Origin of the sequence: Dietzia psychralcaliphila, assembly GCF_003096095.1 — a bacterium.
Lineage (GTDB): Bacteria > Actinomycetota > Actinomycetes > Mycobacteriales > Mycobacteriaceae > Dietzia > Dietzia psychralcaliphila.
Window position 1 is genome coordinate 2,227,720 of the sequence record NZ_CP015453.1, and the last position, 15,048, is coordinate 2,242,767.

Below are 15,048 nucleotides of genomic sequence, written 5' to 3' on the forward strand. Positions count from 1 at the left end.
CTAGCGGCCATGCCAATCTCCCTGTAGGCGGACACGTACTTCCCTGCTGACGGTCAGTTGATCTCCCTGTCCGTGGCCAAGGGATCGGGCCGTGTCGGTCCCGCGAAAAGCGCCCCTCCGGGGATGTGCTCGAGGTCTTCGACCACCACGAGCGCTGTTCCACCGGAGGGACGCATGAAGAAGTCTGACAGGGAGATCATGGAAATTCTCGAGGCATACGACGCCACTGAAAGTGCGCACTCCGCCGCGCAGCTGGCGGGTGTGGATCCCAAGACCGTGCGGCGGTACGTCGCCGCTCGTGACCAGGGGCGTCCGGTGACCGGCGCGGGCCGCCGTCCGCGGATGCTCGATGAGTACATGCCCAAGATCGAGGAGTGGGTCGAGCGCGGCAACGGCAAGGTCCGCGCCGATATCGTCCACGAACGGCTGGTGGCGATGGGGTTCACCGGCACTGAGCGCACGACCAGGCGGGCGGTGGCGCAGGTCAAGGCCGCGTGGCGGGCCGGGCATCAGCGCACCTACCGGCCGTGGATCACCGAGCCGGGCCTGTGGCTGCAGTTCGACTGGGGCGAAGGGCCGAAAGTCCCCGGCCCGGACGGGGTCCTGCGCTCGACGTTGCTGTTCTGCGCCTGGTTGGCGTGGTCCCGCTTCCGGGTAGTCATCCCGGCGTGGGACCAGAAACTGCCCACGCTGATCGCTTGCCTGGACGCGACCCTGCGCCGCGTGGGCGGGGTACCGACCTACGTGCTGACCGACAACGCCAAGACGGTCAGCGTGGATCACGTCGCCGGTGTGCCGGTGCGTCATCCGCAGATCGTCCAGGCCGCACGTCACTACGGCACCCAGGTGCACACCTGTGTGCCGTTCGATCCGGAGTCCAAAGGCGGCACCGAGTCCACCGTCCGGTTAGCCAAGGCCGATGTGGTGCCCACCGAGGCGAACCTGCGGGAGCAGTACGGCTCGTTCGCCGAGCTCGAGGCAGCATGCGAGCAGTTCTGCGCCAAGGTCAACTCCCGTAAGCATCGGGAGTCGGCAAGGGTCCCGAATGAGGCTCTGGCCCAGGAGCGCCGTCGTCTGCATGTACTGCCGACGGCGCCCCACACCATGGCGCTGGGCCAGACCCGCACCGTGGGCACCGATCAGACCATCCGATTCGGGTCAGTGCGCTACTCCACCCCACCGGGACTGGTCGGCGCTGAGGTGTGGGTCCGCGCCGACGGCATGGACCTGGTCATCGTCGCCGACCTCGACCGGCTACCCGTGGCCCCGGACTGGGTCGCCGATCGGCGGGGACTGTGCGAGGTGGCGCGGCACCACTTGTCCACCCCGGGCACGCCGCGCATCGATCTGGGCCACTACCCCAACCACCCGCAGGAGCCCGACGGGGCACCGCGCCCACCCCGGCCCAAGGCTCGATCCCAGGCCGAGAAGGAGTTCCTAGCCTTGGGCGATGGAGCCCAGTCCTGGTTGATCGAGGCCTCCGCCGCCGGGACCTCGCGGATCCGGGCCAAGATGGTCGACGCCGTCGAGCTGGCCGCCCTGGTCGGCGCCGACGACGTGGACGAAGCACTGGGGATTGCTGCCGCGGCCGGACGGTTCGCCGACGGCGACGTCGCAGCGATCGTCCGGCACCTGGCCACCGGCGCGACCGGTGCGGACCTGGTCATCGCCGACGAAGCCCACTCCGCTCAGCCCGGCACAGGAGCCTGGGCCGGCTTCGGCACCCGAAAGGACACCGCCCGATGAGCACACCGACAACCACGCCGGCGGTGCCACTGCCCGAGGACCTGACCGCGGTACTCAAACGAATGCGCATGCCCTACCTGCGGGCCGCCGCCCCCGAGGTCCTGGCCACCGCCCGAGCCCAACGCTGGGACCCCACCGAACTGCTGCGGGTCCTGCTCGCCGAGGAGATCCGCGGACGAGACGAGGCCACCAAAGCCGCCCGCCGCAAGGCCGCCGGACTCCCCGCCGGCAAGACGTTCGACTCCTGGCGCGAAGCCGACTCCTCCATCCCCGCGCCGACCCAGTCAGCGCTCGCCGGACTGGAATGGGTCCACCGAGCCGAGAACCTCGCCATCAGTGGCCCCTCAGGCACCGGAAAGACGCACTTCGTCGAGGCCCTCGCCCACAACGTCATCGACGCCGGCATGCGGGTCTCCTGGTTCACCCTCGAATCACTGACCGAAGCCCTGGCACGCGCCAACGTGGACGGCTCCGCCGGCAAAGTCATCGCCCGCATCACCCGCGCCGAGCTCATCGTCGTCGACGACATCGGGATGCTGCCCGCAGGTCAAGCCGCCGCAGAGGCGTTCTACCGCCTGGTCGATGCCACCTACGAACGCCGCAGCCTGGCGGTCACCAGCAACCTGCACCCCGCGGGATTCGACACCTTCATGCCCAAAACCCTGGCCACCGCCGCCGTGGACCGACTACTGCATCACGCCCACGTCATCATCACCGAGGGCACCTCCCTCCGGCTCGCCGAAGCCACCGCCGGCAAGGGGGTGGTCCCATTGCACTAACCGACCACCAGGGAGATCAACTGACCGCGCACAGGGAGATCAGCTGTCCGTGAGCAGGGAGATGAACTGACCGCCCACAGGGAGATCCCAATGTCCCTTGACAAGCCACCGCGAGATCTGCATCGGTGACCACCGCAGCTCGAGCTTGGCCTTGACCGTAGACCACAGCGGCGGATAGGCACGGCCGTGACCAGGCCTGAGCTTGCCCGCACGCTTGCGCCTGGCACGCTCATCGGCTTTGCGCTGAGCCTGCTCGCAGGAGTACAGCCAGCGATACGACCCGGACAGGCCCGGCGTGTGGCCCCGCTTTCGATGCGGGTGCCGAGCCCCCTGCCCCTTCGCGCACCGCGCACCCCGGCGGGAGTTGTTGCGCTCGACCTCCCGCCAGACCGTGGTGCGACTACGCCCGATCCGCTCGGCGATCTCCGGGTAGGTCAACCCCTGCCCAAACAAGGTCTCGATCTTGGCCCGCTCGACAACCGACAACCGCGCACCAGGCACCGCGATCTCCTACAGTCAAACCGCCCCCGCCTCTCAGGAGCGACGTTGCAACAACCGTATGAAACCGCCCGAGAGCAGGTGCGCGGAACGCTCTTTTCGATGGTGGGAGCGAGGGCGCACCCGACTCAGGCCAGCCGGCGGACCGCCTCGGCCACTGTGGCGTCGGTCGCGGTGAGGGCGATGCGAACGTGCCGCGCACCCGCCGATCCATAGAACTCCCCGGGTGCCACCAGGACACCGCGCCGGGCGAACCAGTCCGCCGTGTCCCGGCAGGGCTCGTCCCGGGTCGCCCAGAGGTAGAGGCCCGCCTCCGAGCTGTCGATGCGGAATCCGGCGCCCTGCACCGCCGGGAGCAGGAGCGCGCGACGGGCCCGGTAGCGCTCGCGCTGTTCGGCCTCGTGCGCGTCGTCCCGCAGCGCCGCCGTCATCGCCGCCTGGACGGGCAGCGACATCATCAGACCCGCGTGCTTTCGCACCGCCAGCAACTCCGCGATCAGAGAGGGGTCGCCCGCCACGAACCCGGCACGATAGGAGGCCAGGTTCGAAGTCTTGGACAGCGAGTGGAGGGCCAGGAGCCCGGTGTGGTCGCCGTCGCAGACGCGCGGGTCGAGGATCGAGGGCGCCTCGCCCTCCCACACCAGGCCGAGGTAGCACTCGTCGGAGGCCACGATCACCCCACGTTCGCGGGCCCAGCCGACCACCTTGCGGAGGTGCTCCACCCCGAGCACCTTGCCGCTGGGGTTCGACGGCGAGTTGAGGTAGAGCAGGGTCGGCGAGGACGGGCCGAGCTGCGTCAGCGAATCGGCGCGTACGACGGTCGCCCCCGCGAGCAGCGCCCCCACCTCGTAGGTCGGGTAGGCCACCTCTGGTACGACGACCGTGTGACCCGGACCCAGCCCGAGCTGCGCCGGCAGTCCGGCGATGAGCTCCTTGGTGCCGATCGCGGGGAGGACGGACCCGGTGTCGAGTCCGGTTATCCCGTAGCGCCGGGCGAGCGCGTCGACAGCGGCGCGGCGAAGCTCCGTGGTCCCCACCGTGGTCGGGTAACCCGGTTCGGCGGAGCCGGCGGCGAGTGCCTCACGGATCACCGGTGCGACCGGGTCGACGGGCGTGCCGACGGTGAGGTCGACCAGGCCGTCGGGGTGCGCGGCTGCCAACGCTCTCGCCTCGGCGAGGGTGTCCCACGGGAACACGGGGAGCGCGCGCCCGGGCGGACGACGCTCCGGGCGCGACACCACCGGGGTCACTCCTGGTTCATGGGGGGCAGTGCCTTGATGAACGGGTGGTCGTAGTCGACCTTGCCCACCTTGGCGGCGCCGCCCGGCGATCCCAGCTCGACGAAGAAGTCGACGTTGGCGGTGTTGTACTCGGTCCACTCGTCCGGGGTGTCGTCCTCGTAGAAGATCGCCTCCACAGGACAGACGGGCTCACACGCGCCGCAGTCGACACACTCGTCGGGGTGGATGTACAGCATCCGTCCACCCTCGTAGATGCAGTCGACAGGACACTCCTCGACACAGGACTTGTCCATCACGTCGACGCACGGCTCTGCGATCGTGTAGGTCACGTCGGCCACCTTCCTCGTAGCGGTATGGCCTGCATCGTATGTCACACCCGGCGTCCAGGACGAAGCCGCCCCGGAGCCCGCCGCGCTATGTGACGACGGTCACGGGAATCTGTGTGGGTGCCGGTCCGTAGACGGTGTCCCGACGCCGGGCGGGCCGACCGATACCGGTGGCGATCTCCTCGATCTCCCCCGGGGTCTTGGCCGAGCCGTTCTCCGCGCCGGCCATCCGCGAGATCGTCTCCTCCATGAGCGTTCCACCGAGGTCGTTCGCACCCGAGCGGAGCATGGTCCGCGTGCCCGCCACCCCGAGCTTGACCCAGCTGGTCTGTACGTTGTCGATCGCGCCGTGCAGCATGATCCGGGCCAACGCGTGGACCGCGACGTTCTCCTCGCGTGTCGGCCCGGGACGGGAAGCCCCCGCCAGGTAGAGCGGGGCGCTGCGGTGCACGAACGGCAGCGGGACGAACTCGGTGAACCCGCCGGTGCGTTCCTGGATCCCCCGGAGCGTGCGGAGGTGCGCCACCCAGTGCTTGGGGGTGTCCACGTGGCCGTACATCATCGTCGAACTCGACCGCAGACCCACCTCGTGGGCGGTGGTGACGATGTCGATCCACTCGGAGGCGGGCAGTTTGCCCTTGGTCAGCACCCAGCGGACCTCATCGTCGAGGATCTCGGCGGCCGTCCCGGGGATGGTGTCCAGCCCGGCCGCCCGCAGTTCGGTGAGCCACTCCCGGACTCCCACTCCCGAGCGGGCCGCCCCGTTCGAGATCTCCATGGGGCTGAAGGCGTGGACGTGCATGGACGGCACCCGCTCCTTGACGGCCCTCACGAGGTCGGCGTAACCGGAGACCGGTAGGTCCGGGTCGATCCCGCCCTGCATGCACACCTCGGACGCGCCGGAGACGTACGCCTCGTACGCGCGGTCGGCGACCTCGTTCGCCGAGAGCGAGAACGCGTCGGCGTCCCCCTTGCGCTGGGCGAAGGCACAGAACCGGCAACCGGTGTAGCAGATGTTGGAGAAATTGATGTTCCGGTTGACCACGTAGGTCACCGTCTCCCCCACCACGTCCGCGCGGATCCGGTCGGCGAGTCCGGCAACAGCGGCCAGCCCGTCACCGGTGGCCGTGGCCAGCGCGAGGTACTGCTCGTCGGTGAGGGAAGCCGGGTCCGACTCCGCGGCCCTCAGCGCCGCGAGCACCTCGGAGTCCGCGCGCTCGGGAGCCAGTGCGGCCGCTCCGAGTTCGGCGGCGCGGGCCCGGATGACGTCCCAGTTGCCGAAGGCCTCCCCGATGTCCGAGCGGGTATCGGTGTTGCGGCCCTCGGAGTCGATCGCGGTGTGCAGATCGGTCCGTCCGCTCGAGTCCCAGTCGTCGTCGGGTTCCTGCCAGGGACGACCGGTGGGCCGAACGACCTCGTCGTCGCCGCCCTCACTGCCGTCGCCGACCGCCGCCAGACCCGTGCCCGGGTCGGCCAGCGCGTGGACGTGGCCCGACACCCTGGGGTCGATCCAGGCGTCACCCGCGCCGACGTAGCGCGGGTGGGCGGTGAGACGCTCGGTCAGCGCCCAGCCCGCCGCCGCCAGGTCGGCGGTCAGCCCCTCCAGGTGCGGCCACGGACGCTCGGGGTTGACGTGGTCCGGGGTCAACGGGGAGATGCCACCCAGATCGTCCACCCCCGCCCCGATGAGGGCCAGGACGTCCTCCCTGTCGACCAGGTTGGGCGGCGCCTGGACGGCCACCCGCGGATCGAGCACCAGCCGCGCCACGGCGATCGCCGCCAGGAACTCGTCCCTGTCGGCATCGGCCACCCCGCGCATCGCGGTGTCCGGCTTGGCCCGGAAGTTCTGCACGATCACCTCCTGGAGGTGACCGAACTCGCGCGCCAGACCCGCCAGCGCGAGCAGGCTCTCCGCCCGCTCGGTCCTGTTCTCCCCGATGCCCACCAGGATCCCCGAGGTGAACGGCACCGCGAGCCGACCGGCGTCGGTGAGGGTGCGCAGCCGCACGGCCGGGTCCTTGTCCGGGCTGCCGTGGTGGCACTCGCCGGGAGTCGTGAACAGCCTCGTGGCGGTGGTCTCGAGCATCATCCCCATCGACGGTGCGACCGGCTTGAGCGTGGACAGCTCCGACCAGCTCATCACGCCGGGGTTGAGGTGCGGCAGCAACCCCGTCTCCTCCAGGACCCGGATCGCCATGGCGCGCACGTAGTCCAGTGTCGAGGAGAAACCTCGGGACTCGAGCCACTCGCGCGCCTCGGGCCAGCGGTCCTCCGGTCGGTCGCCCAGGGTGAACAGGGCCTCCTTGCACCCGGCCTCCGCACCGCGTCGGCACAGATCCACGACCTCGTCGGGGTCGAGGAACATTCCCTCGCCCGCGGCGCGGAGTTTGCCGGGCACGGTCACGAAGGTGCAGTAGTGGCAGCGGTCCCGGCACAGGCGGGTGAGGGGGACGAACACCTTGCGGGAGTAGGTCACCACGCCCGGACGGCCCTCGTCGACGAGGCGGGCGTCGCGGCGCCCGGCAGCGAGCGCGGTGAGCTGACGCAGGTCGTCACCGCGTGCGGCCAGCAGTACGGCCGCCTCGGTCACATCGAGGGTCAGACCGTCGCGGGCCCGCCGCAACGCGCGCCGCATGGCGGACGAGGTGGGCTCGGGATCGACGGGTACCGGGGCGAGATCCATGACCGCGATGATGCCCCACACCGGCCGCGGCGCGGGCGTCCGGTGTTCCGTGGGTGGTCACGGGCGTGTGTGAAGGACCCGCGCACTAGTCTGGCTACATGTCCGATCCCGCCCGTCCCCTGCGCAGCAACGGAGATCTCCTGGTGTCCGCACCACCCCGAGGCGCCGGTGGCGCCCACTCCCTTCGTGAGCCGAGCCCGACGACCGCCGAGGGCGGCGGAACCGACGCCGGCGGCGACCTCCTGACCTCCAACCGGGTGCTGGTCACGGCTCCGCGCCACCGGATCGAGAAGCGCACCCCGGTGCTGTGGGTGATCGAGGGAATCTGGTCGTGGGCGATCCTCGCCGGACTCCAGGTGGCCTGGTATTTCTGGGGCGACAACGTGATGGGGTTCTGGAACTGGGTCGCCCTGGCCGCGACCGTCCCGTTCGCGTTCATGTCGATCGTGGTGGCGCCGTGGTGGCGCTACGTCGTGGCCCGGTGGGACGTCTCGGACACCGCGGTGTGCTCGCGTAAGGGCTGGTGGACCACCCAGTTCCGGATCGCCCCGCTTGTCCGTCTGCAGACCGTCTACACCACCCGCAACCTGTTCGAACGGTGGTTCGGCCTGGCCACGGTCCACGCCTCCACCGCGTCCGCGCAGGGCACGGTCGAGATCAGGGGCCTGTCCCTGGCGGACGCGGAGGCGTTGGCGCAGCACCTCATCGCGATCGCCCACCTCGACTCGGAGGACGGGACGTGACCGACTCGGTGCGGGTCGGCGGGAGCGGAGAGGCCCCCGGGGCCACGGAGACAACAGGGGGAACGGAGAGCACAGAAGCGGCGGGCGCACCGGAGGCAACCGACGGCACAGGAGCGGCGGACGCATCAGCGGCAACGGAGGCCACCGGGGCCGGTGAGGCCGACACGTCCGACGAGGCCGACCGGGCCGACCGGGCCGACCGGGCCGACGAGGAGCCCGTCTCCGAGAAGATCGACCCGGAGGCCCCCTGGGAGCGGTTGTCCTGGCGGATGCTGCTGGTGGACCCGCTCGGCTCCCTGACCCGCCTGCTTCCGCTTTTCCTCATCTCGCTGTGGCTGGGATCCAACCGCAGCAACTACTGGTTCGAGATCTCGATCATCTCGCTCGTGGTGCTCGCGGGAGTGTTGCGCTGGCTGTCGACCAGCTACCAGGTCGGGCGCACCCACATCATCCTCAAGAAGGGTTTCTTCAGCCGGCAGGTGGTCACCGTCGCCCGGAACCGCGTCCGGAGCGTGGACACCGAGTCCGACCTCTTCCACCGGGTCATGCGCGTGTCGATCGTCGAGGTGGGTACGGGCCGGTCCGACTCCGGGAAGTCGGACGCCGAACGGTTCCGTCTCAACGCGATCGACACCGCTCTGGTCGAACCGCTGCGCGACGAACTGCTGGCCCATCGCCGCGCCCTGGACCCGACTCTGAGCGAGGAGGACGAGGAGCAGTGGGGCTCCAAGTACGGCGAGGACATCGCCCGCTGGCGTATCACGTGGGCCCGGTTCGCCCCGTTCTCCTTCATCGGATTCGGTGTGCTCCTGTCGCTGTGGCTCCTCACGTGGCAGATGGGAGACATGCACGACCGGATCATGGACCTCGCGATGGTCGAGGCCGCGGTCTCGTGGCTCGACTCACTGGGGCAGCCGTGGACGTTGGTGGGCGAGGCCATCGCCGTCTGGATGGTGGCCGGCGTCCTGGCGATCATCACGTACGCGATCCGCTACGGAAAATACGCGCTCACCGACCGTGGCCAGTTGCTCTACGTCCAGAACGGCATCCTGCGCCGCAAGCACCAGGCGTTGGACAAGGCCAGACTCCGCGGGGTCGAGATCCGGCTGCCCGTGTACCTCCGGCTCCTGGGTGGCGGTCGGCTCGAGCCCATCATGACGGGAACCAAGAAGGGTGCCACCGCATCGACCCTGTTGCCGCAGGCACCCATCAAGGACGTCCGACGGGTCGCCATCCGCATCCTCGGTGAGGAGACCCCTGTCACCGTGCCGCTGAGGCGCCACCCATGGAAGGCCGCCCGTCGGCGCATCACCCGCGGGCTCATGCCGTTCTGGATCGTGGCCGGCCTGATCGTCCTGGTCCGCATCGACTCCGGGCCCTCGGCCGACATCTGGGTGCGATGGGCGATCCCCGCGGCTCTGGTGTTCTTCCTCGCACTGTCGGTCGACCGGATCAGGATGCTCGGCCACGCGCTTCTGCCCGACACACTGGTGAGCTCGAGCGGTTCCTGGACCGCCAAGCGGATCGTGCTGGAGGCGGACGGGATCATCGGCTGGACCGTGACCCAGTCGGTGTTCCAGCGCTCCGCCGGGGTGGCCACCGTCTCCGCGGCCACCCCGGCCGGAAACGGTGTCTACTCGGTCATGGACATGGACGCCGACGAGGCGTGGGCTCTGGCCGAGGCGCTGACCCCGGGGATCACGGACGTCTGGAACCACGACGGGGACCCCGACGATCGGGCCTCACCCTCGATGGGCGTCCGGACGCAGTGATCGACCCAGGGTCGCGACCCACAGCGGGATGAGACCGCCCACCACCAACAGCGCCAGACCCCGCAATCCGATCGGGACCGGCATGTCGCCGCCGGGGCCCAGGTTGAGCGCCACCAGGGTGAGGATCCAGATCAGGGCCGGGAACACGGCCACCATCGCGCGGTCGGACCAGGCGGACGCCACCCGCACCAGGAACAGCGACCACACACCTGCCGCGAGGATGGTGAACGGGGCCGGGACCGGGCCGACGTACACGGTCAGCCACGCGACCGCGAGCACGCAACTGGTGGCGGCACCCACCGCGAGCATCACCAACGCCACGCCCAGTTCGATCGAGGAGGCGGTGCGCACCATCGCGGTCCGGCCGGTCACAGCGTCTCCCCCACGAGTCCGTCGAGCAGATGGGCGGTGCCGGGCGAGCACTTGACGTAGGGTCCGTCGGAATCGACGAGGTCGTGAGCGATGTACCACTCGACCTCCGACACCGGCTGGAGCACTCCGTTGGTCAGGGCGAAGAACCACGGTTCGGCGTCCGCCCCGGGCACCAACTCGAGCTGGGTCGCATGCCCGGTCAGCGACTCCAACTTGGCCGCGTAGGTGGCGTCGTCGAGCGGAACCCGGTGGGTGAGCCGTGAGTCCGGCACCGAGGGCAGCTCGGAGTCGCCGGCGTGCCGGAGATGTCCGGGCGGCGCCGGGTGCCGTCGCGAGACGTCCGAGCGCGCGGTGACCGTCCACGCCACCCGACGGGGCCGGTGTGCGGCATCGTCGATCGCGGTGTGGACGACCTCGTGGGCGCGGATGTGATCCGGGTGCCCGTAACCTCCGCGCGGATCGTAGGTGACGACGAGATGGGGCCGCCAGTCATCGAGCAGCGTCACCACTTCGTCGACCGCGGCGCGCGACGACGCCACGAACGCTCGTGGATGCGTCGCGGACGACGTGCCGGACATCCCGGAGTCCCGCCACCGGCCTGCGCCTCCGAGGAAGCGGGGCCGGTCCACCCCGAGCGCACGCAGTGAGACCGCCAGTTCGCCGATCCGGTAGCCGCCGAGCTGATCGGCGCGGTCGGCTACCAGTCCTGCTAAGTCCTCACCGAGGACCTCTCCCTCCTCACCGAGGGTGCACGTCACCACCCGAACGTCCACTCCAGCGGTGACGAGGGCGGCGATGGTGCCTCCCGTGGTGATCGCCTCGTCATCGGGGTGGGCGTGGACGAACAGGGCGCGGACGCCGGCGTCCGCGGGCGGTGCGACGAACGGCGTCATCCGGTCCTCTTCCAGGTGGGAACGGTGTTGAAGACGTCGGCGACCACCGGCGGAGCGGTGCCGACCCCGTCGGGCTGTGTACCGGACACGTCCACGCCGTCGTCGGAGAGGAGCAGGCCCGGTCTGACTATCGGGATTCGGAGTGCCTGTTCGGCAACCAGGTCACCCGCCGCGGTGAGGTCGGGGCCGTCCGTCGCGTCGCCCAGTCCGAGGGCACGGTCGAGAGCGGGGTCGCACACCCCGGAGACCCCGCTGGCCCGTGCCGGGGAGGAGGTCCCGATCGTGCGGCGCGGCGCGCTGGTGGTGGGGGCGGTCGTATCAGTGGTCGCCGTCGTGGTGGTTCCCGTGTCGGGTTCCGGCGGGACGAGGCTAGTGACCGTGGTGAGTGGGCGGGTCGGCGCGGCGCGGCCGCTCGTGGCGGGGCTGGTGGCGGAGCTAGTGGTGCGGGCAGGGGCACAGGCGAACCGGGACACCGCCGCGACCTCGGGGCGCCCGTCGACTCTCTGCCACCCCACCACGGCGTCCACCAGACCGTGCGGGAGCGCGTCGCCGTACAGGGCGACCGCGTCGAGCTCCCAGACCCGGGCACCGATGCCCGCGCCGCGTAGCTGGTCCGCGATGGTGAACGCGGCGGTGAGTGCCCGGTCGTCCTCGGCCTCCACCCCGAGCGTCACGCTCAGCGGGGTGTCGTCGCGCTCCCACCGCGCCCCGGTGCGGGTGAACCCCGCACCGGTGAGCGCGCTGGCCACGGCGTCCGGGTCGCCCGTCGTGGTGGTGGCGGACGCGGACGGGAACGGGTAGGACGTGACCGTCGGGTCCGCCTGCCCGGTGACGATCCGCCCGATCACCTCGGGGTCCACCGCCGCGGCGAGGGCACGCCGAACCGCCGGCTCGCGTACCGCGGGAGCGACGGTGTTGAAGCCCAGTTCGAGTTGGGCCGAGTCGTCCACGGGCACGGCGCGGACACCGGGGACGGTTGCCGCCACATCCGCGGCCAAGGGGGTCGCCGCGACCATCGCGAGTGATCCCGCCCCTCCGCGCAGCGCCGCCCCGAGCTGGCCGGCCCCGGTCGCCCGCCGCACTATGATCTGGTCCAGTTCCGGCGTCCGTGCCCAGTACCGGTCGTTGCGCACGAACTCGATCTCTCCCCGGCCGATGTCAGCGAAGCGGATCATGAACGGCCCGGCGCTCGTCTCGGGGAGCCCGGCCATCGCGCCCTGGAATCCGTCCGGGGCGTTCTTGAGGATGTGTCCGGGCAGGAGGTCGGCGAACAACGTCCGCCACTGCTCCGGCGGGGAGTCGAACACCACGTCCACGACCTTGCCACCGGCGCCGGAACGGACCTCCACGATCTGCTCGTACCCGGCCGGGTCGACCACGCCGGGCTGGGTGGTCATCTGTTGCCACAGATACTCGAAGTCCTCGGCCGCGACCGGGACCCCGTCGGTCCACTGGGCGAGCGGATCGATCGTGTACCGGATGGTCCGCGGGTCGCCCGACAGGGGTTCGGCGGACACCAGGAGGTCCTGGTTGAGCACCAGGTCTCCGCCGGGTCCGGGGACGAACGCGCTCGGGAGCAGCAGTGAGGCGACCAGGTCCGTGTCGACCCCCTGGTCGGCCAGGAGATGCGGGTTGAACCCCGGGTCGACCCGGTCGAGGGCGAGGAGGACACCGTCATCCGACAGGCTGACGGCCTCCCCGTCGGATCGCTCCTCCCCCACCACCGTGGGCGGGGGCGGGTCGGCTACACAACCGGTGACGACGACGAGAGCGAGCACGGCGGCCAGTAGGGCGGTGCCGCGCCGGCGATCCGACGCCCCCCTCGTCGTCACCAGGGCCCTCGTCAGTTGACCGACTGCTGCTCGCGGGACTTGGACTTGCTCCGGGACTTGGCCCGCTCGTTCGCGGTGAGCAGCACCTTGCGCACGCGGATCGCCTCCGGTCCGACCTCCACGCACTCGTCGCCGGCACAGAACTCCATGGCCTCCTCCAGCGTGAGGTTGCGGGCCCTCTGCAGGGTCTCGGTCGTGTCGGAGGAGGCCGCACGCATGTTGGTGAGCTTCTTCTCCTTGGTGATGTTGACGTCCATGTCCTCGGAGCGCGGGTTCTCGCCCACGACGACGCCCTCGTACACCTCGGAGGTGGGCTCGATGAAGAAGTCGCCGCGGTCGGCCAGGCTGAGCAGCGCGAACGCGGTGGCCTTGCCGGCCCGGTCGGCCACCAGGGAACCGGTGTGCCGCGAGCGGATCTCTCCGACCCAGGGCTCGTAGCCGGCCGACTCGGAGTTGGCGATCCCGGCGCCGCGCGTCTCGGTCATGAAGGTCGTGCGGAAGCCGATCAGCCCACGGGCGGGCACCCGGAACTCCATCCGGACCCAGCCCGAGCCGTGGTTGCCCATCTGCTCCATGCGCCCCTTGCGGGCCGCCATGAGCTGGGTGACCGCGCCGAGGTACTCCTCGGGCACGTCGATGGTCATGTGCTCCATCGGCTCGTGGACCTTGCCGTCGATGACCTGGGTCACGACCTGCGGCTTGCCCACGGTGAGCTCGAAGCCCTCCCGGCGCATGGTCTCGACGAGGATGGACAGCGCCATCTCGCCACGGCCCTGCACCTCCCAGTCGTCGGGGCGCTCGGTGTCGAGGACCTTGAGCGAGACGTTGCCCACGAGCTCCTGGTCGAGACGCGCCTTGACCATCCGCGCGGTGAGCTTGGTACCGCCGTTGCGGCCGGCGAGCGGGGAGGTGTTGACGCCGATGGTCATCGAGATCGCCGGCTGGTCGACGGTGATCGCGGGCAGCGCCACCGGGTTCTCCGGGTCCGCGAGCGTGTCACCGATCATGATGTCGCTGATGCCGGCCACCGCCACGATGTCGCCGGCGACGGCCTCCTCGGTGGGCATCCGCTCGACGCCCTTGGTCGCGAGGAGTTCCGAGATCCGCACGGACTTGGTCTCCTGACCGCCGTCCGGGAGGTTGTGGATCCACGCCACCTGCTGCCCCTTGCGGAGACGGCCGTTGTGGATACGGACCAGACCGATACGGCCGAGGAAGTTGGACGCGTCCAGGTTGGTCACGTGGGCCTGCAGCGGGGCGTCGGCGTCACCGCGGGGGGCAGGGATCACGTCGTAGAGGAGGGCGAAGAGTTCGTCCAGGTTCTCGCCGGCCGGTTCCTCGCCGTTGGCGGGCTGGGTGGTCGAGGCCTTACCTGCGCGCCCGGAGGCGAACACCACGGGCAGCTCGAGCGCGCGCTCGGCCGCGGCCTGGGCGTCCGGGTCCTCGAGATCGGAGGCGAGACCGATGAGGAGGTCCTGGGCGTCTTCGACGACCTCGTCGATGCGGGCGTCCGGACGGTCGGTCTTGTTGACCACGATGATGACCGGCAGGGATGCCGCCAGCGCCTTGCGCAGGACGAACCGGGTCTGCGGAAGCGGACCCTCCGAGGAGTCGATGAGCAGGACGACGCCGTCGACCATGTTGAGGCCGCGCTCGACCTCGCCGCCGAAGTCGGCGTGGCCGGGGGTGTCGATGATGTTGAAGACGAGGTCGGCGCCGCCCGACCCTGCGCCGAGACGCCGTACCGACGTGTTCTTGGCGAGGATCGTGATGCCCTTCTCGCGCTCGAGGTCACCCGAGTCCATGACCCGGTCCACGAGCTCCGCGCGTTCGTCGAACGCTCCGGACTGGCGCAGCATCGCGTCGACGAGTGTCGTCTTACCATGGTCGACGTGCGCGACGATGGCGACGTTGCGGAACTCGGTCAGGGCCATACGGTGGGTTCTCCCTCAGAGGCTTTCGGCGCCACGGGCGACTCAGTGGCCGCCGGGCGCGTGGTGGGAATCTGCGGTACTCCCGCGTGATCCACAAGCGCGTCCGGTCGAGCGCGCGTGCGTGTCCACATTACCTGCATCGGCCTCCAGGTCGACATCGCGAGCGCGCGATGTCACACCCACGACGACTGGTGTTATTTACATCACAAGTATCCTCTGCCACACTGGC

The 15,048-nt window shown here is 70.2% G+C and carries 13 protein-coding genes; 4 read left to right on the forward strand and 9 right to left on the reverse strand.

Features of this window, described 5'->3' with window-relative positions:
* Nucleotides 1-53 precede the first annotated feature (53 nt).
* On the reverse strand, nt 54-200 hold the full coding sequence (locus tag A6048_RS18260) for a hypothetical protein (RefSeq protein WP_159110380.1): 147 nt from the start codon (nt 198-200) through the stop codon (nt 54-56).
* Between A6048_RS18260 and istA the strand changes: the two genes are divergently transcribed.
* Both istA and istB read left to right on the forward strand, forming a co-directional pair.
* On the forward strand, nt 175-1,746 hold the full coding sequence (gene istA / locus A6048_RS10205; RefSeq protein WP_342352587.1) for an IS21 family transposase: 1,572 nt from the start codon (nt 175-177) through the stop codon (nt 1,744-1,746). The two genes, A6048_RS18260 and istA, sit on opposite strands and share 26 nt — an antisense overlap.
* Nucleotides 1,743-2,525 (forward strand): IS21-like element helper ATPase IstB, encoded by a 783-nt coding sequence (gene istB / locus A6048_RS10210; protein WP_107749439.1) that lies wholly within the window; start codon nt 1,743-1,745, stop codon nt 2,523-2,525. Before istA ends, istB begins: the two co-directional genes overlap by 4 nt.
* 39 nt (nt 2,526-2,564) lie before the next feature.
* On the opposite strand, the gene A6048_RS10215 is transcribed toward istB, so the two are convergent.
* The 4 genes from A6048_RS10215 to A6048_RS10230 all read right to left on the reverse strand — a co-directional run bounded on the left by A6048_RS10215 (nt 2,565) and on the right by A6048_RS10230 (nt 7,273).
* Complete coding sequence (locus A6048_RS10215) at nt 2,565-3,026, reverse strand: helix-turn-helix domain-containing protein (RefSeq protein WP_162533931.1); 462 nt, start codon at nt 3,024-3,026, stop codon at nt 2,565-2,567.
* 125 nt (nt 3,027-3,151) lie between these two features.
* The gene (dapC, locus tag A6048_RS10220; protein WP_146166383.1) at nt 3,152-4,264 is read right to left on the reverse strand and encodes a succinyldiaminopimelate transaminase; all 1,113 of its coding nucleotides are present in this window, start codon (nt 4,262-4,264) and stop codon (nt 3,152-3,154) included.
* Between the two features lie 5 nt (nt 4,265-4,269).
* Nucleotides 4,270-4,593, reverse strand: coding sequence for a ferredoxin (gene fdxA, locus A6048_RS10225; RefSeq protein WP_107749144.1), 324 nt, complete (start codon nt 4,591-4,593; stop codon nt 4,270-4,272).
* 85 nt (nt 4,594-4,678) lie between these two features.
* Complete coding sequence (locus A6048_RS10230) at nt 4,679-7,273, reverse strand: bifunctional FO biosynthesis protein CofGH (protein WP_107749145.1); 2,595 nt, start codon at nt 7,271-7,273, stop codon at nt 4,679-4,681.
* Nucleotides 7,274-7,371: 98 nt separating this feature from the next.
* Between A6048_RS10230 and A6048_RS10235 the strand changes: the two genes are divergently transcribed.
* Both A6048_RS10235 and A6048_RS10240 read left to right on the forward strand, forming a co-directional pair.
* On the forward strand, nt 7,372-8,016 hold the full coding sequence (locus A6048_RS10235; RefSeq protein ID WP_107749058.1) for a PH domain-containing protein: 645 nt from the start codon (nt 7,372-7,374) through the stop codon (nt 8,014-8,016).
* On the forward strand, nt 8,013-9,788 hold the full coding sequence (locus tag A6048_RS10240; RefSeq protein ID WP_235027505.1) for a PH domain-containing protein: 1,776 nt from the start codon (nt 8,013-8,015) through the stop codon (nt 9,786-9,788). The genes A6048_RS10235 and A6048_RS10240 overlap by 4 nt, the downstream gene beginning before the upstream one ends.
* Here A6048_RS10240 and A6048_RS10245 read toward each other — a convergent pair.
* Genes A6048_RS10245 through typA form a run of 4 tightly spaced genes read right to left on the reverse strand, consistent with a single transcriptional unit; the run spans nt 9,759 to nt 14,819 of the window.
* Nucleotides 9,759-10,160, reverse strand: a complete 402-nt coding sequence (locus tag A6048_RS10245; protein ID WP_107749059.1) for a hypothetical protein — start codon at nt 10,158-10,160, stop codon at nt 9,759-9,761. The two genes, A6048_RS10240 and A6048_RS10245, sit on opposite strands and share 30 nt — an antisense overlap.
* Complete coding sequence (gene mshB / locus A6048_RS10250) at nt 10,157-11,053, reverse strand: N-acetyl-1-D-myo-inositol-2-amino-2-deoxy-alpha-D-glucopyranoside deacetylase (RefSeq protein WP_107749060.1); 897 nt, start codon at nt 11,051-11,053, stop codon at nt 10,157-10,159. The genes A6048_RS10245 and mshB overlap by 4 nt, the downstream gene beginning before the upstream one ends.
* Nucleotides 11,050-12,885 (reverse strand): ABC transporter family substrate-binding protein, encoded by a 1,836-nt coding sequence (locus A6048_RS10255; protein ID WP_107749061.1) that lies wholly within the window; start codon nt 12,883-12,885, stop codon nt 11,050-11,052. Before A6048_RS10255 ends, mshB begins: the two co-directional genes overlap by 4 nt.
* 11 nt (nt 12,886-12,896) lie before the next feature.
* Nucleotides 12,897-14,819 carry a translational GTPase TypA gene (typA, locus tag A6048_RS10260; RefSeq protein ID WP_107749062.1) on the reverse strand — a complete coding sequence of 641 codons (1,923 nt, stop codon included), beginning with the start codon at nt 14,817-14,819 and terminating at the stop codon, nt 12,897-12,899.
* Nucleotides 14,820-15,048 lie beyond the last annotated feature (229 nt).

Bases quoted from the DNA above. Each gene is read 5' to 3' on its own strand.
- istA (WP_342352587.1), top strand. From the start codon at position 175: ATGAAGAAGTCTGACAGGGAGATCATGGAAATTCTCGAGGCATACGAC.
- A6048_RS18260 (WP_159110380.1), bottom strand. From the start codon at position 200: ATGATCTCCCTGTCAGACTTCTTCATGCGTCCCTCCGGTGGAACAGCG.
- istB (WP_107749439.1), top strand. From the start codon at position 1,743: ATGAGCACACCGACAACCACGCCGGCGGTGCCACTGCCCGAGGACCTG.
- A6048_RS10230 (WP_107749145.1), bottom strand. From the start codon at position 7,273: ATGGATCTCGCCCCGGTACCCGTCGATCCCGAGCCCACCTCGTCCGCC.
- A6048_RS10235 (WP_107749058.1), top strand. From the start codon at position 7,372: ATGTCCGATCCCGCCCGTCCCCTGCGCAGCAACGGAGATCTCCTGGTG.
- mshB (WP_107749060.1), bottom strand. From the start codon at position 11,053: ATGACGCCGTTCGTCGCACCGCCCGCGGACGCCGGCGTCCGCGCCCTG.
- typA (WP_107749062.1), bottom strand. From the start codon at position 14,819: ATGGCCCTGACCGAGTTCCGCAACGTCGCCATCGTCGCGCACGTCGAC.